The sequence below is a fragment of the Candidatus Pantoea formicae genome (genome assembly GCF_011752625.1).
Taxonomy (GTDB): domain Bacteria; phylum Pseudomonadota; class Gammaproteobacteria; order Enterobacterales; family Enterobacteriaceae; genus Pantoea; species Pantoea formicae.
Map to the genome: position 1 here is coordinate 127,877 of NZ_VWXD01000004.1, position 24,355 is coordinate 152,231.

General features: G+C 54.4%; 21 protein-coding genes and 1 riboswitch. Of the genes, 9 read left to right on the top strand and 12 right to left on the bottom strand.

Annotation, left to right across the window (positions count from 1 at the left end; genetic code table 11):
• From mraY to ilvI, 10 genes are all read right to left on the bottom strand, one after another.
• Entirely contained in the window at positions 1 to 1,083 is a 1,083-nt protein-coding gene (gene mraY / locus F3J38_RS13160; protein WP_167139050.1) for a phospho-N-acetylmuramoyl-pentapeptide-transferase, read from the bottom strand.
• Positions 1,077 to 2,438: a UDP-N-acetylmuramoyl-tripeptide--D-alanyl-D-alanine ligase gene (murF, locus tag F3J38_RS13165; RefSeq protein WP_167139052.1), complete on the bottom strand. Its 1,362-nt coding sequence runs from the start codon at positions 2,436 to 2,438 to the stop codon at positions 1,077 to 1,079. Before murF ends, mraY begins: the two co-directional genes overlap by 7 nt.
• Complete coding sequence (gene murE / locus F3J38_RS13170; protein ID WP_167139053.1) at positions 2,435 to 3,922, bottom strand: UDP-N-acetylmuramoyl-L-alanyl-D-glutamate--2,6-diaminopimelate ligase; 1,488 nt, start codon at positions 3,920 to 3,922, stop codon at positions 2,435 to 2,437. The genes murF and murE overlap by 4 nt, the downstream gene beginning before the upstream one ends.
• Positions 3,909 to 5,675, bottom strand: a complete 1,767-nt coding sequence (ftsI, locus tag F3J38_RS13175; RefSeq protein WP_167139055.1) for a peptidoglycan DD-transpeptidase PBP3 — start codon at positions 5,673 to 5,675, stop codon at positions 3,909 to 3,911. The genes murE and ftsI overlap by 14 nt, the downstream gene beginning before the upstream one ends.
• A 16-nt stretch (positions 5,676 to 5,691) precedes the next feature.
• The gene (ftsL, locus tag F3J38_RS13180; RefSeq protein ID WP_167139057.1) at positions 5,692 to 6,012 is read right to left on the bottom strand and encodes a cell division protein FtsL; all 321 of its coding nucleotides are present in this window, start codon (positions 6,010 to 6,012) and stop codon (positions 5,692 to 5,694) included.
• Complete coding sequence (rsmH, locus tag F3J38_RS13185; protein WP_167139059.1) at positions 6,009 to 6,950, bottom strand: 16S rRNA (cytosine(1402)-N(4))-methyltransferase RsmH; 942 nt, start codon at positions 6,948 to 6,950, stop codon at positions 6,009 to 6,011. The genes ftsL and rsmH overlap by 4 nt, the downstream gene beginning before the upstream one ends.
• 2 nt (positions 6,951 to 6,952) lie before the next feature.
• A complete protein-coding gene (gene mraZ, locus F3J38_RS13190) occupies positions 6,953 to 7,411 on the bottom strand; it encodes a division/cell wall cluster transcriptional repressor MraZ (protein WP_038649082.1) in 459 nt (152 codons plus the stop codon).
• A 494-nt stretch (positions 7,412 to 7,905) separates the two neighbouring features.
• Positions 7,906 to 8,916 carry a catabolite repressor/activator gene (gene cra, locus F3J38_RS13195; RefSeq protein ID WP_167139061.1) on the bottom strand — a complete coding sequence of 337 codons (1,011 nt, stop codon included), beginning with the start codon at positions 8,914 to 8,916 and terminating at the stop codon, positions 7,906 to 7,908.
• Positions 8,917 to 9,114: 198 nt separating this feature from the next.
• The gene (gene ilvN / locus F3J38_RS13200) at positions 9,115 to 9,606 is read right to left on the bottom strand and encodes an acetolactate synthase small subunit (protein ID WP_167139063.1); all 492 of its coding nucleotides are present in this window, start codon (positions 9,604 to 9,606) and stop codon (positions 9,115 to 9,117) included.
• Positions 9,607 to 9,608: 2 nt separating this feature from the next.
• Positions 9,609 to 11,333 carry an acetolactate synthase 3 large subunit gene (gene ilvI, locus F3J38_RS13205; RefSeq protein WP_167139065.1) on the bottom strand — a complete coding sequence of 575 codons (1,725 nt, stop codon included), beginning with the start codon at positions 11,331 to 11,333 and terminating at the stop codon, positions 9,609 to 9,611.
• Positions 11,334 to 12,066: 733 nt separating this feature from the next.
• Here ilvI and leuL point away from each other — a divergent pair.
• The 5 genes from leuL (at position 12,067) to leuD (ending at position 16,920) form a co-directional block, all read left to right on the top strand.
• The gene (gene leuL / locus F3J38_RS28375; protein WP_101749442.1) at positions 12,067 to 12,150 is read left to right on the top strand and encodes a leu operon leader peptide; all 84 of its coding nucleotides are present in this window, start codon (positions 12,067 to 12,069) and stop codon (positions 12,148 to 12,150) included.
• A gap of 93 nt (positions 12,151 to 12,243) precedes the next feature.
• The gene (gene leuA / locus F3J38_RS13215) at positions 12,244 to 13,806 is read left to right on the top strand and encodes a 2-isopropylmalate synthase (RefSeq protein WP_167139067.1); all 1,563 of its coding nucleotides are present in this window, start codon (positions 12,244 to 12,246) and stop codon (positions 13,804 to 13,806) included.
• Between the two features lie 2 nt (positions 13,807 to 13,808).
• Positions 13,809 to 14,900 (top strand): 3-isopropylmalate dehydrogenase, encoded by a 1,092-nt coding sequence (leuB, locus tag F3J38_RS13220; protein ID WP_167139069.1) that lies wholly within the window; start codon positions 13,809 to 13,811, stop codon positions 14,898 to 14,900.
• Positions 14,901 to 14,904: 4 nt separating this feature from the next.
• Positions 14,905 to 16,311: a 3-isopropylmalate dehydratase large subunit gene (gene leuC / locus F3J38_RS13225; protein WP_167139071.1), complete on the top strand. Its 1,407-nt coding sequence runs from the start codon at positions 14,905 to 14,907 to the stop codon at positions 16,309 to 16,311.
• 3 nt (positions 16,312 to 16,314) lie between these two features.
• Positions 16,315 to 16,920 carry a 3-isopropylmalate dehydratase small subunit gene (gene leuD / locus F3J38_RS13230; protein WP_167139073.1) on the top strand — a complete coding sequence of 202 codons (606 nt, stop codon included), beginning with the start codon at positions 16,315 to 16,317 and terminating at the stop codon, positions 16,918 to 16,920.
• A gap of 83 nt (positions 16,921 to 17,003) precedes the next feature.
• Here leuD and F3J38_RS13235 read toward each other — a convergent pair whose 3' ends face one another.
• Entirely contained in the window at positions 17,004 to 18,185 is a 1,182-nt protein-coding gene (locus tag F3J38_RS13235) for an MFS transporter (RefSeq protein WP_167139075.1), read from the bottom strand.
• A 254-nt stretch (positions 18,186 to 18,439) separates the two neighbouring features.
• Between F3J38_RS13235 and sgrR the strand changes: the two genes are divergently transcribed.
• The 4 genes from sgrR (at position 18,440) to thiQ (ending at position 23,536) form a co-directional block, all read left to right on the top strand.
• Positions 18,440 to 20,101: an HTH-type transcriptional regulator SgrR gene (sgrR, locus tag F3J38_RS13240; protein ID WP_167139077.1), complete on the top strand. Its 1,662-nt coding sequence runs from the start codon at positions 18,440 to 18,442 to the stop codon at positions 20,099 to 20,101.
• 35 nt (positions 20,102 to 20,136) lie between these two features.
• Positions 20,137 to 20,232: riboswitch (TPP riboswitch) on the top strand.
• 46 nt (positions 20,233 to 20,278) lie between these two features.
• Positions 20,279 to 21,265: a thiamine ABC transporter substrate binding subunit gene (thiB, locus tag F3J38_RS13245; protein ID WP_167139079.1), complete on the top strand. Its 987-nt coding sequence runs from the start codon at positions 20,279 to 20,281 to the stop codon at positions 21,263 to 21,265.
• On the top strand, positions 21,265 to 22,851 hold the full coding sequence (gene thiP, locus F3J38_RS13250; RefSeq protein WP_167139081.1) for a thiamine/thiamine pyrophosphate ABC transporter permease ThiP: 1,587 nt from the start codon (positions 21,265 to 21,267) through the stop codon (positions 22,849 to 22,851). Before thiB ends, thiP begins: the two co-directional genes overlap by 1 nt.
• The gene (gene thiQ / locus F3J38_RS13255) at positions 22,835 to 23,536 is read left to right on the top strand and encodes a thiamine ABC transporter ATP-binding protein ThiQ (RefSeq protein ID WP_167139083.1); all 702 of its coding nucleotides are present in this window, start codon (positions 22,835 to 22,837) and stop codon (positions 23,534 to 23,536) included. Before thiP ends, thiQ begins: the two co-directional genes overlap by 17 nt.
• On the opposite strand, the gene F3J38_RS13260 is transcribed toward thiQ, so the two are convergent.
• Positions 23,533 to 24,297 carry a DedA family protein gene (locus tag F3J38_RS13260; protein ID WP_167139085.1) on the bottom strand — a complete coding sequence of 255 codons (765 nt, stop codon included), beginning with the start codon at positions 24,295 to 24,297 and terminating at the stop codon, positions 23,533 to 23,535. The two genes, thiQ and F3J38_RS13260, sit on opposite strands and share 4 nt — an antisense overlap.
• Positions 24,298 to 24,355: the final 58 nt, after the last annotated feature.

The following is a 24,355-nucleotide window of genomic DNA, read 5'->3' on the forward strand; positions in this document are numbered from 1 at the left end:
TTAACGTACCTTCAGTGTTGCCAGGCCAATCAGCACCAGCATCAGCGAAATAATCCAGAAGCGCACGATCACGCGCGGCTCCGGCCAGCCCTTCAATTCATAGTGATGGTGAATCGGTGCCATGCGGAAAATGCGTTGACCGCGCAGCTTGAACGACCCCACCTGCAGGATCACCGACAGCGTTTCAACCACAAACACGCCACCCATGATCACCAGCAAAAACTCCTGGCGCAGCAGCACGGCGATGGTGCCTAACGCGCCACCCAGTGCCAGCGAACCGACATCGCCCATAAAGACCTGAGCCGGGTAGGTGTTGAACCACAGGAAGCCAAGACCGGCTCCGACAATCGCGGTGCAGACAATCACTAATTCACCTGCATGGCGTAGATACGGAATATGCAGATACTCAGCAAACTTCACGTTACCGGTCGCCCAAGCCACCAGCGCAAAGCCTGCGGCCACGAAGACGGTTGGCATAATCGCCAGTCCGTCCAAGCCATCGGTGAGGTTGACCGCGTTGCCGGTACCCACAATGACGAAGTAAGCCAGTAACACATAGAACAGGCCCAGTTGCGGCATGATGTCTTTAAAGAACGGCACAACCAGTTGGGTAGCTGGCGTCCCTTTCCCTGCCGCGTAGAGTGCGAAGGCCACACCCAGCGAGATCACCGACATCCAGAAGTATTTCCAGCGGGCAATCAGGCCCTTAGTGTCTTTACGCACCACTTTGCGATAGTCGTCGACGAAACCGATGATGCCAAAGCCGACCAGCACCGCCAGCACGCACCACACATACGGATTCGATGGATAAGCCCACATAAGCACCGACACGGTGATGGAAGTGAGGATCATGATGCCGCCCATGGTGGGCGTACCACGTTTACTGAAGTGTGACTCTGGGCCGTCGTTACGTACCACCTGGCCGATCTGCAACTTTTGCAGCCAGGCAATCAGGCGTGGGCCCATCCACAGAGACAGGAACAGGGCGGTCAGCAGGCTGACAATGGCGCGAAACGTCAGATATGAGAAGACGTTAAAGCCGGAATAAAGTGCGACCAAATGTTCGGCCAGCCAGACTAGCATGTTCCTTTCTCCTGTAAGCTCTCGACGACCTGCTCCATGGCGGCGCTACGTGAGCCTTTAACCAAAATAGTGATGTCCTGATGTTGGGACAGCAATGTGCGTAAACGTTCAGTCAGTTCGGCTTTGGTGGCGAAATGCTCACCTTTGCCACTGCTTTCACCAATCAGTTGGCTCAGCGAGCCGGTGCTCAATACACAATCGATACCTGCAGCTTTAGCCGCTTCTCCTACCTGCTGATGGCACTGTTCAGCCTCATCGCCCAGTTCGGCCATATCACCGACTACCATCACGCGGAAACCCGGCATATCACCCAACACCTGGGCGGCTGCCGTCATGGAGCCGACGTTGGCGTTATAACTGTCGTCGAGCACTAGTTGATTGGCGGCCAGACGAATCGGGAACAAACGACCCGGCACGGGTTGTAGCGTTTTCAAACCAGATTGAATGGCACTCAGTGGGGCATCAACCGAGAGGGCTAATGCCGCAGCCGCTAAGGCGTTAGCAATATTGTGGCGACCTGGTAACGGCAGTTCGACAGCGATATCACCGCGCGGTGTGTGCAAGATAAACAGCGTGGCATCTGCACGCAGCACAATGTCGCTGGCACGGAATTCTGCATCCGCCATCGGCTGCGGCGAGAAGCGCCACAGGGTTTTATCGACAAACTGCGACTGCCAGTTAGCCAGATCGTTGCTGTCAGCATTGACGATGGCGGTGCCGTGTACTGGCAATCCACCAAAAATTTCGCCTTTGGCTTTCGCCACTCCGGCCAGTGAACCAAAGCCTTCCAGATGCGCTGCAGCGAGGTTATTCACCAGTGCCGTTTCGGGACGCACTAAATCAGTGGTGTAAGCAATCTCGCCTTGATGATTGGCGCCAAGTTCGATCACCGCGTAATCATGCTCTTTGGTGAGACGCAGCAGCGTCATCGGGACGCCAAAGTCATTGTTTAGGTTGCCTGCGGTATACAGCGTTTCACCGCACTGACGCAAAATCGCCGCGGTCATCTCTTTAACCGAGGTTTTACCGGAAGAACCGGTTAGCGCCACCACACGCGCTTTCGCCTGCTGACGCACCCAGGCACCCAACTGGCCAAAGGCAATGCGCGTATCTGACACCACCACTTGCGGCACATCTAAAGGCAAGTGCTTACTCACCAGCAGCGCTTTGGCACCGTTAGCAATAGCATCGCTGGCAAAGTCGTGTGCATCGAAACGCTCACCCACCAGCGCCACAAACAGGCTGCCGTTGGTGACTTTACGCGTGTCGCTGGTGACGTCATTTATCGTCAAGTCTGCGCCGAGCAGCTGACCATCACTAATTTCTGCCAGCGTCTTGAGAGAAACCGGAATCATGCCATCACCCCCAGCAAACGGGCGACGGTGTCGCGGTCGGAGTAATCAAGGCGGCGGTTACCAATGATTTGATAATCTTCATGGCCTTTACCGGCCACCAGCACGATGTCATCAACATGAGCCTGCATCACGGCGTTAGTGACCGCTTGCGCACGTCCCGCGACGACGCGGGCACGACCCGGATCGAGTAAGCCGGTCAGGATGTCATTCACAATCGCCGCTGGCTCTTCGCTGCGCGGATTGTCATCAGTGATCACCACGATGTCAGAGAACTGTTCAGCTATGGCGCCCATCAGCGGACGTTTGCCTTTGTCGCGATCGCCGCCACAGCCGAATACGCACCACAGCTTGCCTTTGCAGTGCAAGCGCGCGGCTTCCAGCGCTTTTTCCAGCGCATCAGGCGTGTGAGCGTAATCCACAACCACGGTGGTTTTTTCTGGCGCCGTGAACACTTCCATGCGGCCACAAACCGGTTGCAGCTGTGCCGCGCTTGATACCAGCGCCTCAAGGGGATAATCAAGCGTCAGCAAGGTTGCCAACGCCAGTAACAGGTTGCTGACGTTAAAGGCACCCATCAGGCGACTGTCAAATTCACCCTCGCCCCAACTGGAACTGAACTGGATATGCGCACCGCCGTCGTGATAATTCACCGCCGTCGCTTTCAACCAGCGGCCATGACAGCCCGGCTGCAGGTTGTCAGCCATTGTCACAGCAACGGCATCCGGCAATTTTTCCAGCCAGCGACGCCCGACCTCGTCATCGGCGTTAATGATAGCTTCGCCAACCTGGTGTTCAGAGAACAGCAGCCATTTGGCGGCTTCATAACCCTGCATATCACCGTGATAATCCAGGTGATCGCGGCTCAGGTTCGTGAACACGGCAGCGGCGAAGGGCAATGCCGCCACACGATGCTGCACCAAACCATGAGAAGAGACTTCCATTGCGGCCAGCGTGGCACCCTGCCCGACTAAATCATTTAAAACATGCTGAACATCCACCGCAGAACCGGTGGTGTTTTCGGTTGGCACCAGTTGGCCATACAAACCATTGCCGACGGTGCCCATCACGGCGCTCGTTTCGCCCAAAAGGTTGGCCCACTGCGCGATAAGTTGCGTGGTGGTGGTCTTACCGTTGGTGCCCGTGATACCGATTAATTTGAGTTTTTCAGCAGGCTGCTGATAAAAGCGCCCGGCCAGTGCAGAGAGACGCTGCTGCAACTGCGCCAAATAGATAACCGGGACGCCATGCATCTCGCGGATATCTCCATCGCTGGCTTCGCCTTCGGCTTCGGCAATCACTGCCGCCACGCCTTGAGCAATAGCCTGCGGAATAAAACGACGTCCATCAGCATGATGGCCCGCCACGGCGATAAACAGATCGCCAGCAGCCGCCGCGCGGCTGTCTAGTGTCATGTCACGGAGTGGACGCGCCGGCGCACCCGGCACCCAGGGGGCCAGTAAGTCGCGCAGGTTACGATCGGTCACTTGATTCCTCACTTCTGTTCTTCACCAACTCGTCTTTATCAATTGTTGGCAGCGCATCCGGTTCGATGTTCATGGTGCGTAATACACCGCCCATGATGGCGCCAAACACCGGTGCAGAAACCGCACCACCATAATATTTACCGGCTTGAGGATCGTTGATCACCACCACCAGCGCAAAACGAGGGCGACTGGCAGGCGCAACGCCTGCCGTGTAAGCAATGTATTTATTAACGTAACGTCCATCCGGTCCAACCTTCTTGGCGGTACCGGTTTTGATGGCGATGCGATAGCCCTTGATGGCGGCTTTCACTCCACCACCGCCAGGCAACGCCACGCTCTCCATCATGTGCATCACCGTTCTCACCAGGTCTTCCTGGAAAACGCGTTCACCCGCCACTGGCGGGTCAACTTTGGTGATAGACAGCGGGCGATTGATGCCATAGCTGCCAATGGTTGCGTAGACTCGCGCTAACTGTAACGGCGTTACCATTAGCCCGTAGCCGAAAGAGAAGGTGGCCCTCTCTATGTCAGACCACCGTTGTTTTTGAGGGTATAAGCCACTACTTTCCCCGACCAGCCCCAAATTGGTCGGTTTACCCAGTCCAAAGCGCGCGTAAGTTTCTACGAGTGCTGAGGAGGGCATCGCTAACGCCAAACGTGAAACCCCGACGTTACTCGACTTCTGCAGAACCCCAGTAAGGGTCAATTCGTTGTAGCGCGCCACGTCTTTGATCTCATGACCATTCACGCGGTACGGCACGGTATTCAGGACGCTGTTCTCTTTCACCACACCGCGTTGCAGGGCGGTCATCACCACCATCGGTTTCACGGTGGAGCCTGGCTCGAAGATGTCGGTGATAGCGCGGTTACGCATCACATCTTTCGGCGTATTGCTGAGATTGTTGGGGTTGTAGGCCGGGCTGTTTGCCATGGCGAGCACTTCGCCGGTGTTGACATCCACCAGCACCGCAGTACCCGATTCGGCCTTGTTGAATGCCACAGCATTGTTCAGTTCGCGATAAACCAGCGCCTGCAAGCGTTCATCGATGCTCAGCGTCAGGTTGTGCGCTGCACGGCTGTCCACCGAGGAGATATCTTCAATCACGCGGCCATAGCGATCTTTACGCACGGTACGTTCGCCCGGCGCACCGGTCAGCCATTTGTCGAAGCTTTTTTCGATGCCTTCGATGCCCTGCCCATCGATGTTGGTAAAGCCAATCAGGTGCGCGGTAACCTGGCCCGCCGGATAGTAGCGACGGGACTCTTCACGCAGGTAAATACCCGGCAGCTTGAGTTTTTTGACGTATTCACCGATGGCCGGATTGACCTGACGAGCGAGATAAATAAAACGCCCTTTCGGATTGGCATTGACGCGTGCGGCTAACTGATCAAGCGGGATCGACAACGCATCAGAAAGTGCTTTCCAGCGGCTATCCAGTGACACGCCGCCGTGCTCCGTCAACTCTTTTGGATCGGCCCAGATCGCATTAACCGGGACGCTAACGGCCAATGGGCGTCCCGCACGGTCGCTAATCATGCCGCGAGCCGTGGGTACAGATTGCACACGCAGGGAACGTAAATCGCCCTCTTTTACCAGCTTGTCCGGGTTAATCACCTGTAACCACGCCACGCGTGACAGCAATCCGCCCAACGCCAGTAAAATACAGCCGCACAGCAACGCAAAACGCCAGCTTACAAAGCTGGCCTTATCTTCTTGTTTTTTTAACTTCAGCGTTTTGCCTGCGCCGCTCATTGAGTTCTGCGATTCCTTATTTCTGCACCACAATATTTTCCTGTGAAGGATCAACATGCTGCATATGCAGCTTATCGGTTGCTATCCGCTCTACCCGGCTATGATCGCCGAGCGCATTCTCTTCCAGAATCAAGTTACGCCACTCGATATCGAGCGCATCGCGTTCTAACACTAACTGCTCACGCTGCGCCGTCAGCAGACGCGTCTTGTGCGTCGTGGTCACCACCAGAATCGAGGACACCAGGACTGCGATCAACAGCAACATCGGGATCTTGCCGAATCGCAGCAAATCACCCCCAATGACGCCGGGCAGACTGTGTCGCTCGTTTCCAATCATATTGCCGTCCTTTCAGCAATTCGCAGTACCGAGCTGCGTGCGCGTGGATTCTCATTCACTTCAGCTTCACCGGGAATCAACTTGCCGAGCGTCTTCAATTCACGGCCACCCAGCGCTTTCAGTTGGCTTTCCGTCATCGGAATGCCGGCTGGCACTTGGGGTCCACGGCTCTGATCGCGCATAAAGCGTTTCACTAAACGGTCTTCCAGTGAATGGAAGCTGATGACCGATAATCTTCCACCGGGTGCCAGAACCGACATAGCGCCCTTCAATGCGATGTCGATCTCTTCCAGTTCACTGTTAATCCAGATGCGGATCGCCTGGAACGTACGTGTCGCCGGGTGCTTAAATTTGTCCTTCACCGGCATAGCGGCAGCAATCAACGTCGCTAACTCTTTGGTGCGCGTAATCGGTTGTTCCCGATTTCGTTCAACAATGGCGCGTGCGATGCGCTTGCCAAACTTTTCTTCACCGTAGGTTTTGATGACGAAAGCGATATCCGCTTCTTCTGCATTCATCAGCCATTCAGCGGCAGATTGTCCACGGGTGGGATCCATGCGCATGTCCAATGGCCCATCACGCATGAATGAGAAACCGCGCTCTGCGTCATCCAACTGCGGTGATGAGACGCCCAGATCCAGCAATACGCCGTCGATCTTGCCCGTCAATCCACGTTCTTCAACATAATCAGCCAGTGCAGAAAACGGCCCGTGCACAATCGAAAAACGCGGGTCCTGGATCTCAGCAGCGGCGGCTATGGCTTGCGGATCGCGATCAATCGCCAGAAGCTGTCCGTTCGCGCCTAGCTGCGAAAGGATCAGGCGTGAGTGACCGCCGCGACCAAAAGTGCCGTCGATGTAAATGCCGTCTTCCCTGATATTGAGGCCGTTAACCGCCTCATCCAGCAGCACTGTGGTGTGTTTAAAATTATCCTGCATAGCTATAGCGACAAGTCCTGCAACCGCTCAGATAATGGCTCCTGAGCTGACTGTTCTGCGTCAATATCGTCCTTAACTTGTTGATACCAGGTCTGTTCATCCCACAGCTCAAACTTATTGAACTGTCCAACCAGCATCACTTCTTTGGTGAGGCTCGCATGTTGCCTTAGCGTATTCGCCAGCAACAAACGACCTGCATTATCCATCTGGCATTCACTGGCATGTCCTAACAGCAGCCGCTGCACGCGACGTTCGTTCGGATTCATGCTGGATAAGCGCGCCAGTTTTTTCTCGATGATTTCCCATTCGGGCAGGGTGTAAAGCAACAGACATGGTTGGTGGAGGTCAATGGTGCACACCATTTGCCCCTGAGACTCCGCGACAAGCAATTCGCGATAGCGTGTTGGTACCGCTAATCGGCCTTTACCGTCGAGATTGACTAACGTTGCTCCTCGGAACATGTCAGTCTTACCCCCCAATCACCCGTTTTCACCACTTTATCCCACTTTTTACCACGAAACGAGTTTACGGAGCCTATGAAATCCTTGTCAAGCCGCAACGGCAAGTGAATATCACTCTTTACAAGCAATAGAATTATTTAGAGAAGGGAATTTAGGGCTAAAGAGTGGCAAAATAAAAAATTAACCTAATGAATAATGGAATAAAAATTTTCACGATTTGAGAAACGGTGAAAAATAAAGCGCTTTTACCGCAAAAGATAATTATCCCATGATATGCGACAGCGGCTGCATTTTAGGGGATTTCTGAAAGGAAGCCCAGCACCATCGCGCCAGCTCTGCTACGCGTCACTGTTGAAGATGTAAACAAATAAGAAAACACAGCGCGGTTAATTCGTTAGCGGAGTTGGCGACAATTTACGCTTTTTTACCTGCGTCCTATGGCGATAAAATATTTGCAGGATGAAATAAGCGCGGGCAGCAAACTGCCCACGATTTCATTTAACGCGACGGCTTAATTGCCCACGCCGGAATAAATTACGACGAATTCGAGTTAGACCCGGTTTCGGCTTGCGCGGTTCATCCAGTGAAGCCAATACCAACTCCAAAACACGCTCTGCTACATCGCGATGACGTTGCCCTACCGCCAGCACCGGACACTCGAGAAAGTCCAGTAATTCGTGGTCGCCAAACGTGGCGATGGCGAGGTCAATCGGCAAACGCCCTTCCCGTTTCAACGTAATATCCATTACCCCCTGCAACAACCCAAAGGAGGTGGTAAAGAGCGCATCCGGCATGGGATGGTCTTCAAGGTACTTTTCAAACAAAGTGGCTGCAGCAGCTCGGTCAAAACTATTACAGTAAATGTAATCAATTTGGCGCTCGTCATCCTTCCAGGCATCACGAAAGCCCATCTCGCGCAGGAAGCTCACTGAAAGTTCTGGCAGTGCACCGAGAAACAGGACGTTTTTCACGGGAAGCTGACGCAATTCAGCCGCCAGCGCATGAGCGTCGTCTTGATCGGCTCCCACTACGCTGGTGAAGTGTTCACGATCCAGCGCGCGGTCCAGTGCGATAATCGGCAGTGGATCGTTGATCCAGCGCTGATAGAACGGGTGCTCAGGAGGCAGCGATGTCGAGACGATGATCGCATCGACCTGGCGCTGTAGCAGATGCTCAATACAGCGCATTTCATTGTCGGGCTGATCTTCAGAACAAGCGATCAACAACTGATAGCCGCGTTGACGCGCCTGACGTTCCAGATAATTCGCGATGCGCGTGTAACTGGTGTTTTCCAGATCGGGGATGACCAAGCCGATAGAACGCGTGCGCCCCGCGCGCAGACCTGCGGCAACGGCATTGGGGTGGTAATTGTACTCACGCACCACCGCCATCACTTTTTCCACGGTTTTCTCGCTGACACGATACTGCCGCGCTTTGCCATTGATAACATAACTGGCAGTGGTGCGCGACACGCCTGCCAGGCGCGCAATTTCATCCAGTTTCACGATGACACCTTAATTCTGATTAGCCAGGGCTGGCGGAAATGTCCGCAGAGTAGCTAAGGGTAAAACATTTGTAACATCTAACCGCAGAACACTACGCTGAGCAACCGCTTTTATCAGGTAGTTCTCACACGCGCATAAAATAAAAAAACCCGGCATTACGCCGGGTTAGCTTAGCTACGCGATGATAACTTTAGGGTATTACCGCATAATACGGTCGCCGCGCGATACGCCAACAATACCTGAGCGCGCCACTTCTACGATCTCAGCAACATCGCGAACCGTATTGAGGAAGGCATCAAGCTTGTCGCTGGTCCCTGCCAGCTGAACCGTGTACAGCGAGGGTGTCACGTCAATAATCTGACCACGGAAAATCTCCGCGCTGCGCTTCACCTCTTCACGGCCGTAGCCGCTGGCCTGAATTTTTACCAACATGATTTCACGCTCAACGTAGGCACCTTGCCCCAGTTCGCTGACACGTAACACGTCCACCAGCTTGTGCAGTTGCTTCTCGATCTGTTCCAGCACTTTCTCATCGCCGACCGTCTGGATGGTCATGCGCGACAGCGTAGGATCGTCAGTAGGTGCAACGGTGAGGCTCTCAATGTTGTAGCCGCGCTGGGAGAACAAGCCCACCACGCGAGACAATGCGCCGGATTCGTTTTCCAGCAGAACTGATAAAATACGACGCATGATTATGTCCTCTCCGTTTTACTCAACCACATCTCGTCCATCCCGCCACCGCGAATATGCATCGGGTATACGTGCTCGCTGCCGTCAATATTGACATCAACAAACACCAGACGCCCTTTTGCCAGGGTATCCAATGCCAGCTGCAGCTTCTCTTCCAGCTCAGCAGGATGCGCAATTGAAATCCCCACATGGCCGTAAGCTTCTGCTAAGCGCACGAAGTCAGGCAGAGATTGCATGTAAGACTGTGAATGGCGGCCGGAATAAATCATATCCTGCCACTGCTTCACCATGCCGAGGAAGCCGTTGTTCAGGTTCAGTACCAGCACGGGCAAATCGTATTGCAATGCGGTCGACAGTTCCTGAATGTTCATCTGGATGCTGCCGTCGCCGGTCACACAGATCACGGTTTCATCTGGCAATGCCATTTTCACACCCAGTGCCGCCGGCAAGCCGAAGCCCATGGTGCCGAGACCGCCAGAGTTAATCCAACGACGCGGTTTATCGAACTGGTAGTAAAGCGCAGCGAACATCTGATGCTGGCCCACGTCGGAGGTGACGTAAGCTTCACCCTTGGTCAAACGGCAAATGGTTTCGATAACCGCCTGCGGTTTAATCTTGTCGCTGGTACGATCAAATTCCAGGCACTTGCGGCTGCGCCAGCCATCAATGGTCTGCCACCAGTCGCGCAGGCTATCCAGCTCTTGTTTTGCATCGCTCTGTGCCAGCAGTTCCAACATCTGCACCAATGTCTGCTTCGCATCACCCACGATCGGAATGTCCGCGCTGACGGTTTTGGAGATCGAGGTGGGATCGACGTCGATATGCATGATGGTGGCATTCGGGCAGTATTTCGCCAGGTTGTTGGTGGTACGGTCATCGAAGCGCACGCCAATACCGAAAATCAGATCGGCATTGTGCATGGTCATATTGGCTTCATAGGTACCGTGCATGCCCAACATGCCGACACACTGGCGATGGGTACCCGGGAACACGCCGAGACCCATCAGAGAAGTGGTCACGGGAATATTCAGCTGTTCAGCCAACTGCAGCAGTTCCGCTTCACAACCCGACATAATCGCACCACCACCGGCGTAAATGACCGGTTTATGCGCAGCCAGCAGCGTTTGCAGCGCGCGCTTAATCTGACCTTTATGGCCCTGAATGGTGGGGTTATAAGAGCGCATGCTGACGGCTTCAGGCCAGACATACGGCAGCTTTTTCGCCGGGTTAAGAATATCTTTGGGTAGATCGATCACCACCGGGCCAGGACGGCCACTGGCTGCCAGCCAGAAGGCTTTCTTCAGCACGGTTGGGATCTCTTCAGCATTTTTCACCAGAAAGCTGTGCTTCACCACTGGGCGGGAAATCCCGACCATGTCGCACTCCTGGAACGCATCATAACCAATCAGTGAAGTCGGCACCTGGCCCGACAGAATCACCATTGGGATAGAATCCATATAGGCGGTCGCAATACCGGTAATGGCATTGGTTGCACCAGGACCTGAAGTCACCAGCACCACGCCCACTTCGCCGGTCGCGCGCGCCAGGCCATCAGCCATATGCACCGCGCCCTGCTCGTGACGAACCAGTACGTGGTCAATACCGCCGACCGTTTGCAGTGCATCGTAAATGTCGAGCACCGCTCCGCCCGGATAGCCGAACACCTGCTTAACGCCCTGATCGATCAACGAACGGACGACCATTTCGGCTCCTGACAACATCTCCATTTTCTGCCTCCAGGCTTGAGGAACAGAACTGAGCAACGCGACTTGTCCCTGCGCTGCTACCATTCTGTCCCGTATTCGCCAATTAAGATCAAAACCTTATGTTTATGCTCAGATGACAGAATTCATTTCTGCCTTCCAGGTACAGGGAATCTACTTGAGTTGATTCTTTTGAGAGTAGGTCGATTACCATAACCGTAGAAAACCCGCCCTGCAAACGTCTGGGTGCCAAGGCACGCCGAATCGGGCAGAAAAGGCACTGATGCCAGATAATCGCTCGCGAGGATTAAACTAATGCTCAGCCACAACTACAGAGGAAAATGCTGGTTTCCGGATTAATTACAGTGTGTTCTAAGAAATATGATTTTCATATTGCCCGACCGTTCAGGCCACAATTTTTTCTGAGAATTACTTTCTGGCGTGATTAACTTTGAAATCTCGTTCTCACATGACATTGTGCTAAACAACATGCTCAATCTTGCTTATATGCACTCAAGCAATAATGCAGTAAATCCTTTAAATTCAATTAATTAAAATTAATTTATTTTTTTAAAAGATTTTTTAGAATGATTAACCCACTCAGACATCAGCTAATTAATGCCAAAGCTCTGCGCAGCCGGATATTCACAGCAGATCACCCTTCTTAACAAACAAAAATACCCTTTCACTTAGGGTTGACTTCCCGCTGCGATCCCAGTATCAATATGTGCAGCAAAAAATTTACGAGGTTTGAGTCATGTTCCATTCTTTCCGTCTACTCGGTCTACTACTAAACGCATTCAGTTTGCGCGGTAGACTTGTGGGCGGAATCAATCACTGATTCGAACCTGAAGAAGTTTAAGAAACCCGCGCCGATGCGCGGGTTTTTTTATGCTCGTTGCAGCGGCGAAGTTAAAGCAAAAGGAAGATGACCATGAGCCAGCAAGTTATTATTTTCGATACCACTCTGCGTGACGGCGAGCAGGCATTACAGGCCAGCCTGAGTGTTAAAGAAAAACTGCAGATCGCCTTGGCGCTGGAACGTATGGGCGTGGATGTGATGGAAGTCGGTTTCCCGATTTCTTCACCTGGGGATTTCGAATCCGTCCAGACCATCGCGCGTTCAGTGAAAAACAGTCGTGTGGCCGCGTTGGCACGCTGCGTTGATAAAGATATCGATGCCGCTTACGAAGCCTTGCGTGTGGCTGATGCGTTCCGTATTCACACCTTCCTCGCCACTTCGCCGATGCATATCGCCACCAAATTGCGCAGTACCCTGCCAGATGTGATTGAACGCGCGGTGGCTTCCATTAAACGCGCTCGCAACTATACCGACGACGTAGAGTTTTCCTGTGAAGACGGTGGTCGCACGCCAATCGACGATCTGTGCCGTGTGGTAGAAGCCGCGATCAATGCAGGCGCAACCACCATCAACATTCCAGATACCGTTGGCTACACCTTGCCGCATGAATACGCCAACATCTTCAGCCAACTGCGCGAACGTGTGCCGAATATCGATAAAGCCATCCTGTCTGTACACACCCATGATGATTTAGGTATGGCCACCGGCAATGCGGTTGCGGCGGTGTTGGCGGGTGCGCGTCAGGTTGAAGGCACCATCAATGGCTTGGGTGAACGCGCCGGTAACTGTGCGTTAGAAGAAGTGATCATGACGATTAAAACGCGTCAGCAGATCATGAACCTGCACACCAATATTCATCATCAGGAAATCTACCGCACCAGCCAACTGATCAGCCAAATCTGCAACATGCCGATTCCGGCCAACAAAGCGATCGTCGGCACCGGTGCTTTCGCCCACTCTTCCGGTATCCATCAGGATGGCGTGTTGAAGAACCGCGAGAACTACGAAATCCTGACGCCAGAATCCATCGGCTTGCACAAAATCCAGCTGAACCTGACTTCCCGTTCAGGCCGCGCAGCCGTGAAGCATCGTATGGAAGAGATGGGTTACAAAGATTCTGACTACAACGTCGATGCCTTGTACGACGCCTTCCTGAAGCTGGCCGATAAAAAAGGGCAAGTGTTCGACTACGACCTGGAAGCCTTGGCCTTCATTAATAAGCAGAACGAAGAGCCAGAGTATTTCCAGTTGAACGAATTCAACGTGCAGACCGGTTCCAGCGTCACCGCCACTGCTTCTGTGCAGTTGGGCTGTGGTGAAGAGACTAAAGCGGATGCCGCCACCGGCAACGGTCCCGTTGATGCGGTGTATCAAGCCATCAACCGCATCACCGGTTTCGAAGCAGAATTGGTGAACTACAAGTTGACCGCCAAAGGTCACGGCGAGAATGCGCTGGGCCAGGTGGATATCGTGGTCAACTACAACGGTCGTAAATTCCATGGCGTAGGCCTGGCGACCGATATCGTCGAATCTTCTGCGAAAGCGATGGTTAACGCCCTGAACAACATCTGGCGCGCTAAGCAGGTAGAAAAAGAATTGCAGCGTAAATTTAAAGAACAGAAGGAAACGGTGTAACTATGACTCAGTCTTATCATATTGCGGTAATGCCAGGCGACGGAATCGGCCCGGAAGTGATGGCGCAAGCCATGAAAGTTCTCGATGCGATTCGCGCGCGTTTCGACATGCGTATCACCACTAGCGAATATGATGTTGGTGGTATCGCCATCGATCGTCACGGCGAACCCCTGCCACCAGCCACGGTCGCGGGTGCTGAGCAGGCCGATGCGATTCTGTTCGGTTCTGTAGGTGGCCCGAAGTGGGAACACCTGCCACCGGCCGGCCAGCCTGAGCGTGGTGCGCTGCTGCCGCTGCGTAAGCACTTTAAGCTGTTCAGCAACCTGCGCCCTGCTGCCCTGTATAAAGGTCTGGAAGCTTTCTGCCCACTGCGCAGTGACATCGCCGCACGCGGTTTCGACATTCTGTGCGTGCGTGAATTAACCGGCGGCATCTACTTCGGCCAGCCTAAAGGTCGCGAAGGTAGCGGTCCACACGAGCGCGCATTTGATACTGAAGTTTATCATCGTTTCGAGATCGAACGTATTGCTCGCAACGCCTTCGAAGCCGCGCGTAAGCGTCGTAACAAAGTGACCTCTGTTGACAAAGCCAACGTATTGCAGACCTCTGTGATGTGGCGTGAAATCGTCAACGAAGTGGCGAAAGATTATCCGGATGTGCAGTTGAGCCACATGTACATCGATAACGCCACCATGCAGCTGATTAAAGATCCATCACAGTTTGACGTGCTGCTCTGTTCTAACCTGTTTGGTGACATTCTGTCGGATGAGTGCGCGATAATCACCGGCTCCATGGGCATGCTGCCTTCTGCCAGCATGAACGAAGAGCGCTTCGGTTTATATGAACCAGCAGGCGGTTCTGCGCCGGATATCGCGGGTCAGAACATTGCGAACCCGGTGGCACAAATCCTCTCGTTGTCACTGCTGTTGCGCTATAGCCTGAACGCGGATGACGCAGCGGATAGTATCGAGCGTGCGGTCAGCCGTGCGCTCGAAGCGGGCCATCGCACCCGCGATTTGGCCGGCAACGGCCCTGCCGTGAGCACAGATGAAATGGGCAGCATTATTGCCGGTTTCATCGCTGAGGAAAAATAATAAAATGAAAAGCTTATACCAGAAGTTATTTGATGCACATGTCGTCCACGAAGCACCAAACGAAACCCCGTTACTGTACATCGATCGCCATCTGATCCATGAAGTGACGTCACCGCAGGCCTTTGATGGCCTGCGCGCTCACGGCCGCAAAGTGCGTCAGCCGTCGAAGACGTTCGCCACCATGGACCACAACGTTTCCACCCAGACCAAAGACATCAATGCGTCGGGTGAGATGGCGCGTATTCAGATGCAAGAGCTGATCAAGAACTGTGCTGAGTTCGGCATTCAGCTGTATGACCTGAATCACCCGTTCCAGGGCATCGTGCACGTGATCGGGCCAGAACAAGGGATGACGCTGCCAGGCATGACCATTGTCTGCGGCGATTCCCATACCGCGACCCACGGCGCCTTCGGCTCACTGGCGTTCGGTATCGGCACCTCCGAAGTTGAGCATGTGTTTGCCACCCAGACTCTGAAACAGGGCCGTGCCAAAACCATGAAGATTGAAGTCCAGGGCGAAGCCGCCACGGGCATCACCGCGAAAGACATCGTATTGGCAATTATCGGTAAAACCGGCAGCGCGGGTGGTACCGGCCACGTGGTGGAATTCTGTGGCCCAGCGATTGAAGCGCTGAGCATGGAAGGCCGCATGACGCTGTGTAATATGGCGATTGAAATGGGGGCGAAAGCAGGTTTAGTCGCACCTGATGACACCACCTTCGCTTATCTGAAAGACAAGCAGTTCGCGCCGAAAGGCGAGCAGTGGGAACAAGCGGTTGCCTACTGGCGTACGCTGAAATCTGACAGCGATGCCAAATTCGATACCATCGTCACCCTGAATGCTGCGGATATTGCACCGCAAGTCACCTGGGGCACTAACCCTGGTCAGGTCATGGCCGTGGATCAAGCGATTCCTAACCCACAGTCGTTCGCCGATCCGGTGGAACGCGCCTCTGCAGAGAAAGCGCTGGCTTATATGGACCTGAAACCGGGCATTAAGCTGACAGATGTGGCTATCGATAAAGTGTTTATTGGCTCTTGCACCAACTCACGTATTGAAGATTTGCGCGCTGCAGCAGCCATCGCTAAAGGCCGCAAAGTCGCGCCTGGCGTGGTTGCCATGGTCGTACCTGGCTCAGGCCCAGTGAAGGCACAAGCTGAAGCCGAAGGTCTGGATAAGATCTTCCTTGAAGCCGGTTTTGAATGGCGTCTGCCAGGTTGCTCCATGTGCCTGGCGATGAACAACGACCGTCTGAACCCAGGCGAACGTTGTGCATCCACCAGTAACCGTAACTTTGAAGGTCGTCAGGGCCGCGGCGGTCGTACTCACTTAGTGAGCCCAGCGATGGCAGCAGCCGCAGCGGTAACCGGTCGTTTTGCCGACATTCGTGAATTGACTCAGGGAGCTTAAGCCATGGCGAACAAATTTACTCAACACACCGGGATTGTGGCCCCGCTGGATGCCGCCAACGTCGACACCGATGCCATCATTCCAAAACAGTTTTTGCAGAAAGTGACGCGTACCGGTTTTGGTGCGCATCTGTTCCACGACTGGCGCTTTGAAGATGATGCGGGCACCGTTCCTACCGCCAGCTTCGTATTGAACAAGCCGGAGTTCAAAGGCACCAGCATTCTGTTGGCGCGTGAAAACTTTGGCTGCGGCTCGTCACGTGAGCATGCGCCTTGGGCACTGACCGATTTCGGTTTCCATGTGGTGATTGCACCGAGCTTCGCGGATATCTTCTACGGCAACAGCTTCAACAACCAGCTGCTGCCAGTGAAGTTAAGCGATGAAGAAGTGGATGAGATGTTCAAAGTGGTGGCCGCACAGCCAGGCGTGACCTTTACCGTTGATTTGGAAGCGCAGACCGTAACGGCGGGTGATAAGTCTTACAGTTTTGAAATCGACAGCTTCCGCCGTCACTGCATGATCAATGGCCTCGACAGCATTGGGTTGACACTGCAACACGAAGCGTCAATCTCCAACTACGAGACCACTCAGCCAGCATTCTTGCGTTAATGCCTTATTCGGTGCGCTTCAATGTGTACCGATTGATACGCACTCAATGTCCATAAAGTCGCCTTTGCTGGCGACTTTTTTATTTATTGCGCATCCCGTACTCGTGAAGCCAGCCCCAGCGCCACAACCGCCATCACTAACGCCAGCCAATACACCGACTCATGGCCAAAACGTTCGCTGAGCGTTCCCTGAATCAATCCCGCGATGATCAGTCCCGTCGAAATTGAGGTGGTGAACATGGTGGTCGCCGCACCCGCGCGCCCCGGCATGAGATCCTGGAACCACAGCATGCCAATCCCCGCAACAATACCAATAAACGCCGCATTGAACAGCTGCAACACCATCAACGCTGTGCGTGAATGGAACATTACCAACCCAAGATAGAACAGAATGGCAGCCACCAGCGCTAACAGCACCAGTTTGCGTTTACCAAAGCGTTTGGCGTAGTGTCCGGCCAGCAGCATGATCGGAATTTCCAGCCCGGCAGCGGTGCCCATTAACAGGCCTGCCAGCTTTTCCGGCAATCCCAGGGTTGAACTGATATAGAGCGGCATATCGATGATATACATGGTGTTGCATGCCCACATCACCACCGAAGCGATGAACAACATGCGTACCTGGCTGTCCTTCCACGGGCTGAGTTGGGTCAATACCTGCTCTGGCGTCGCGGCCACGCGCGGCACCGATGGCAGAGTGCGCCAAATCAACAGCATACTGAGCAGGAAAATCGCCGCCGCCACGCAGAACAGCGTCACGAAGCCGTAGTTGAGTGCCAGCGCAAATGACAGTGGCGGACCAATCACCCACGCCAACGAAAGCTGCGCACGCATCACCGAGCTGAACATCACCACTTCACGCGCCGACTGATCGGCATATTCTCGTGCCAGCGCAAATATCTGCGGTATTGCCACGCTGGCAAGTGCCGACAGCAACACTCCCACGCTGATCAGCGTCAGATAATGACGATTAAAGGCAAACAGCAGCGCATTCAGTACCGCCATCAGGCAGCAAAACAGAATCAGATTGCGACGATCGCCACGACTGTCGGAACGCTTGGCCATCAACAAACTGATGACAATGCCCGCAATCGCGTTGATGGTAAAAAACAGTCCTACCCAGAAGGGCCGCACCTGTACTTCACGCGTCAGAAACAGGCTCAGCGTAGGTGCCTGCAACGCACCGGCCACACCGGTCATAAAAGACACAGCCATAAAAGAGAGATAAACCGGATTGAGGCGGCGCTGGCGCGTTAACAGCGATTTCATACAGAAATCCCTTTGAGGAGAATCAAATAACAGAAATGAGGGAGGAAGGTTTTCACAGCGAAACGAAAAAAGCCAGCAGAGAAAACGCTGCTGGCGGTGAAAATGCACCCTACTCAGAAAAGGCTCCACGTCGGCGGAACCGCTGGCAGAGCGCCATTCATTGCTGAATGCCTCCCGCTCTTCCATTGCCCGCCAGTATGCCTCTAATATGGGGCAGGAAAAACTGAGCGATTTTGAGAAGGAGTTCCCCTTTTATGTCCTCTGCGCGACTACAGCAACAGTTCATCCGCTTGTGGCAAAGCTGCCAAGGTCTGGATCAGGAAACCACGCTAAATGAACTTGCTGAGCTATTGCACTGTTCACGACGCCATATGCGCAACCTGCTCAATGCCATGCAGGATGCGGGCTGGCTGATTTGGCAAGCGGAAGCCGGACGCGGTAAGCGCTCAACCCTGAGCTTCAACTATACCGGGTTAGCGCTCCAGCAGCAGCGTGCGGAGGATTTGCTGGAGCAGGATCGCATTGAGCAGCTGGTCCAACTGGTGGGTGATAAGGATCAAGTGCGGCAGATGATTGCTGCGCACCTTGGACGTAGCTTCCGCCAGGGCAAGCACATTTTGCGCGTACTCTATTACCGTACGCTGCCCAACCTGCTGCCCGGATCGCCGCTACGACGTTCAGAAACCCACCTGGCGCGGCAAATTTTCAATGCGTTAACGCGCATAAATGAGGAAAAGGGGGAAGTCGAACCCGATATCGCGCACCACTGGCAGCAAACTTCCCCGCTGCACTGGCGCTTCTTTTTGCGTCCGGCGATTCGCTTCCATCATGGTCGTGAATTGGAAATGGAAGATATCATTGCTTCTCTCGAACGTGTACGCCACCAGCCACTTTTTTCCCATATTGAAAAATTGCATTCGCCCGCGCCCTGGACACTCGATATCCACCTGAGCCAGCCCGATGACTGGTTGCCTTGGCTGTTGGGCAGCGTTAGCGCGATGATCTTGCCGCGTGAATGGCCGACACTCCGCCATTTCGCCCGCCAACCAATTGGCACCGGCCCTTACAGCGTGGTGCGCAATCAGCAAACGCAGCTAAAAATCGCCGCCTTCGATGACTATTTTGGCTATCGAGCGTTGATTGATGACGTATCCATTTGGGTGCTACCGGAAATCAGTGACGAACTGGTTTATGCCGGGGTGAAACTCCAGGGTGAAACCGCTGATGAAAAGTCGGAGGAGAGCCGTCTCGAAGAGGGCTGCTATTTCCTGCTGTACGATCAACGATCCGAACGCGGGCGCGACGCTCACTTTCGCCGTTGGGTCAGCTATCTGTTTAATCCCATCGCCCTGCTCAACCATGCGGGCGTAGGCTATCAACGCTACTGGTTCCCGGCTTACGGTTTACTGCCACGCTGGCATCACCGTCGCGATTTAACCTCTGCTGTAAAACCAGAAGGATTAACCCAGCTCACACTGAGTTGGTACAGCCATCATGTCGAGCATGAAGGGATCGCCAACGCATTGCGCCCGCTGCTGGCACAGCAGGGCGTGGAACTCATCACCCGCGAACTGAGCTACGAGGAGTGGTTTGAGGGTGCAGGCGAAAGCGACATTTGGCTGGGCAGCGTCAACTTCACCTTGCCGCTGGACTATGCGCTGTTTGCACAGCTCTACGAACTGCCGCTGATGCAACATTGCATTCCGATTGACTGGCGCGCCGATGCCGAACAGTGGCGTCAGAAAGCCCTGCCGCTGGCAGAATGGAGCAAACAACTGGTCGACAGTGACTTTATCCATCCGCTGTTTCATCACTGGTTGCTCCTTGAAGGTCAGCGCAGTATGCGCGGTGTGCGCCTCAATACGCTGGGCTGGTTTGACTTTAAATCGGCCTGGTTTGCCCCACCCGAATTGTGATGCTTTCGCACTGTCACAGAAGTGTCTAAACTAGGCCGTTCTCAACGGGGTGCCCTACTGACTGGGCTGAGAGAAACCCGTCGAACCTGATCCGGCTCATACCGGCGTAGGGATTTGAGATGCCATCTCACTCAGATCCTTTGCGACTCGAACTCATTACTCCTCAAGGAGCGCAAAGTGTTAAACAAAGTTCTGCCTCTGGTCCTGCTTTTTGCTGCCCCGGCCTTCGCGTCTAAACCGGTACTGACCGTCTACACCTACGATTCGTTCTCTGCGGATTGGGGCCCTGGCCCTGCGGTGAAAAAAGCCTTTGAGGCCGAATGCGGCTGCGAACTGAAATATGTGGCGCTGGAAGATGGCGTGTCCCTGCTCAATCGCGTACGCATGGAAGGCAAAAACAGCAAAGCCGATGTGGTGCTGGGTCTCGACAATAATCTGGTGCAAGCGGCAGAGAAAACCGGCCTGTTTGTTAAAAGCGCCGTCGACACCAGTAAGCTGCAGTTGCCTGACGGCTGGCATAACGACACCTTTATCCCCTTCGATTACGGCTACTTTGCTTTCGTTTACGATAAAAACAAGCTGAAAAACCCACCGAAAAGCTTGAAAGAACTGGTTGAAAGCCCAGAAAAATGGCGCGTCATTTATGAAGATCCGCGCACCAGCACCCCAGGTCTTGGACTGTTGCTGTGGATGCAAAAAGTCTATGGCGATAAGGCACCCGAAGCATGGCAAAAGCTGGCGCAAAAAACGGTCACCGTCACCAAAGGCTGGAGTGAAGCCTACGGTTTATTCCTGAAAGGCGAAGGCGACCTGGTGTTGAGCTACACCACCTCCCCGGCTTATCACATCATCGAAGAGAAAAAAGAGAACTACGCTGCCGCGCCATTCAGCGAAGGTCACTATTTGCAGGTGGAAGTCGCCGCACAACTCGCCAGCAGCAAACAGCCGCAACTGGCGCAGCAATTCATGCAGTTTATGGTGTCACCCGCTTTCCAGCAGACCATTCCAACCGGTAACTGGATGTACCCGGTGATTAAAAGCGATCTGCCAGCGGGTTATCAGTCATTGTCTGTCCCGGCGACGGCGCTGCAGTTCACCTCAGCAGAAGTCGCTGACCATCGCACCAGTTGGGTTAACGCATGGCAACAGGCCGTTAGCCGTTAATGCCAGGTTGGTTGATTCCCGGCAGTGTCGTCGCGCTTTTATTGTGCGCGGTGGCACTGTTGGCATTTGGTGCACTGGTGATGGTCGCTCCTGCCACCGACTGGCGTAGCTTACTCACCGACCATTATCTGCATCATGTATTGGCATTCTCTTTCGAGCAGGCGCTGCTGTCGGCGCTGTTCTCCGTGCTGCCCGCCATCCTGCTCGCACGGGCACTTTATCGCCGCCGTTTCCCCGGACGCACACTGTTGCTGCGCCTGTGCGCCATGACACTGGTACTGCCCGTATTGGTGGCTGTCTTTGGCTTGCTCAGCGTCTACGGTCGCAGCGGCTGGCTGGCACAACTGTGCGCCCTGCTCGGCATGCATTACCACTTCTCACCCTATGGTTTGCAGGGAATTCTGCTGGCCCACGTATTCTTTAATCTGCCACTCGCCACGCGCATGCTGCTCCAGGCGCTGGAAAGCATTCCTGGCGAACAGCGCCAGCTTGCGGCGCAGCTGGGCCTGCGTGGCTGGAATCTCTTTCGGCTGCTGGAGTGGCCGTGGCTGCGGCGACAAATCCTGCCCACTGCCGCGCTGATCTTTATGCTGTGCTTTGCCAGTTTTGCCACCGTACTGGCGCTGGGTGGCGGGCCGCGCGCTACCACGCTGGAGCTGGCGATCTATCAGGCCCTGAGTTTTGATTACGACCCCAGCCGTGCGGCATTGCTGGCGCTGCTGCAACTGGGTTGCTGTTTGCTGCTGGTGCTGATGAGCCAGCGCTTTAGTCAGGCGATTCCCGCTGGCAGCCAAAATATTCGCGGCTGGCGCGATCCACAGGATTCCTGGCATGCCCGACTCTCAGATAGCCTGCTGATTGCCCTGTCGCTGGTGCTGTTGCTGCCACCTTTAGCGGCGGTGATCGTCGACGGATTACGTGGCGGCGTGTCCGGAGCACTGCAGCAGCCAGCGTTGTGGCAAGCGACGTTCACCTCGCTGCGTATTGCGCTCGGTGCCGGGCTGCTCTGTGTGATTCTGACCATGATGCTGCTGTGGAGCAGCCGTGAATTACGTCAGCGCCAGCATAAGGTCGCGGCGCAGGCCATGGAACTTAGCGGCATGCTGATTCTGGCGATGCCCGGCATTGTGCTGGCCAGCGGCTTTTTCCTGCTATTTAACGCCACTGTAGGGTTACCCGAACGTGCCGATGGCGTGGTGATTTTCACCAACGCGTTGATTGCCATTCCCTATGCGATGAAAGTGCTGGAGAACCCCATGCGCGATATCCACGCACGCTACAGCCAGCTCTGTGCTTCGCTTGGCATCAGTGGTTTTAACCGCCTGACAATCATTGAGCTGCGCGCGCTGAAGCGCCCTCTTGCGCAGGCAATGGCGTTTGCCTGCGTGCTGTCCATCGGCGACTTCGGTGTGGTAGCGCTGTTTGGTAGCGCTGATTTCCGCACGCTGCCGTTCTATTTGTTCCAGCAAATTGGCGCCTATCGCGGCGCAGATGGTGCCGTGACGGCACTGCTGCTGTTATTGCTGTGCCTGTTACTCTTCACATTGATGGAAAAATTACCGGGTCGCCATGCTGACACTGAATAACCTCACTTACCTTTACCAGCATCTGCCTATGCGCTTTAGTTTTGAGGCGCAGGCAGGTGAGCGGCTGGCGATTCTTGGCCCAAGTGGCGCAGGCAAAAGCACCTTGCTGAGTTTGCTGGGTGGCTTTCTGCCGGTGAGCCAAGGCTCACTGATCATGAACGGCGTCGATCACACCAGCAGTGTACCGGCGGCACGACCGGTTTCGATGCTGTTCCAGGAGAACAATCTGTTCCCGCATCTGACGGTGCAGCAGAATATGGGATTGGGCCTGCATCCGGGCCTGAAACTCACACCGGAACAGCAGCAACAGATTACCGCTATCGCCGAGCAAACCGGTCTACAAGCGTTGTTAACCCGCCTTCCCGGACAACTCTCTGGTGGTCAACGACAACGCGTCGCCCTGGCTCGCTGTTTACTGCGTAACCAACCGATTTTATTGCTTGATGAGCCCTTTTCGGCGCTGGATCCCGCCCTGCGCGGCGAGATGCTCCAACTGGTGCGATCCGTGTGTGAAAGCCGCAATATTACCCTGCTGATGGTGTCGCACAGCCTGGAAGATGCTCAGCAGATTGCATCACGTAGCCTGGTGGTGGTCGATGGACGGATATACTGGGATGGCAGTACTGAGCACTTAATCAGCGGTGAGAGTGAAGCAGCCGCCATCCTTGGCGTGAAAAAGCGTTAAGCGAAGAAGACCTTCCACAGCAGATGGCGGAAAACAGGCATCATCGGATGGTATTGGATAGCGATAAATGCCGCCGCGCCAGTCGCTGCCGCCAGGGGTGCCAGCCAGCGCAGACGTGCCTGCGGCAGATACCGGGTGGCCCAATCGACGGTTTTCCCACTGCGATACCAGCGCCAGAGTAACCAGAAACCGATCCATACCAGCAGCGCCACCAGCAGCAGCAATACTTTAAAATGGCTACCCTGTGCAGCTTGCGGCACATCTATCGCCACACCGGCCAAAATACCCGGCATCAAATAGGCCGGAGGCCAGAGGATGCAACCGATCAGGTTTGGCGGAATAAACTTACGCACGGGCAACTCTAGCATACCTGCCGCTAAGGGAATCAGCGGACGGGTCGGCCCAACAAAACGTCCAACCAAAATGGTAAACATGCTGTGCTGGTGCAGCGCGTGTTCTGTTTTATCCAACAGCCCTTTGTACTTTTGCAGATATTTCCAACGGTGCAGCGGCCCCTGAAACTTCCAGCCAATACCGTAGGAGACCCAGTCACCAATCAGACACCCGGCAAAGCCCGCCGCCCAGGCAGGGTACAAACCAATCTGCCCGCTGCCGACCAGCGCGCCGAGGCTGGCCATTAGCACGGTGCCTGGTAACAGCAATCCTACGAACGCCAGTGACTCGAGAAAGGTGACCAGCGCCACAGCAAAGAGCGCGAACTCCAGCGATTGCGTAAACAGGTGTTGAATCCAGGCTTCCATAACTATCCTCTGCGGAATATAGAGGCTGGATTGTCCGGAGCCAGCGCCACAGCGTCAA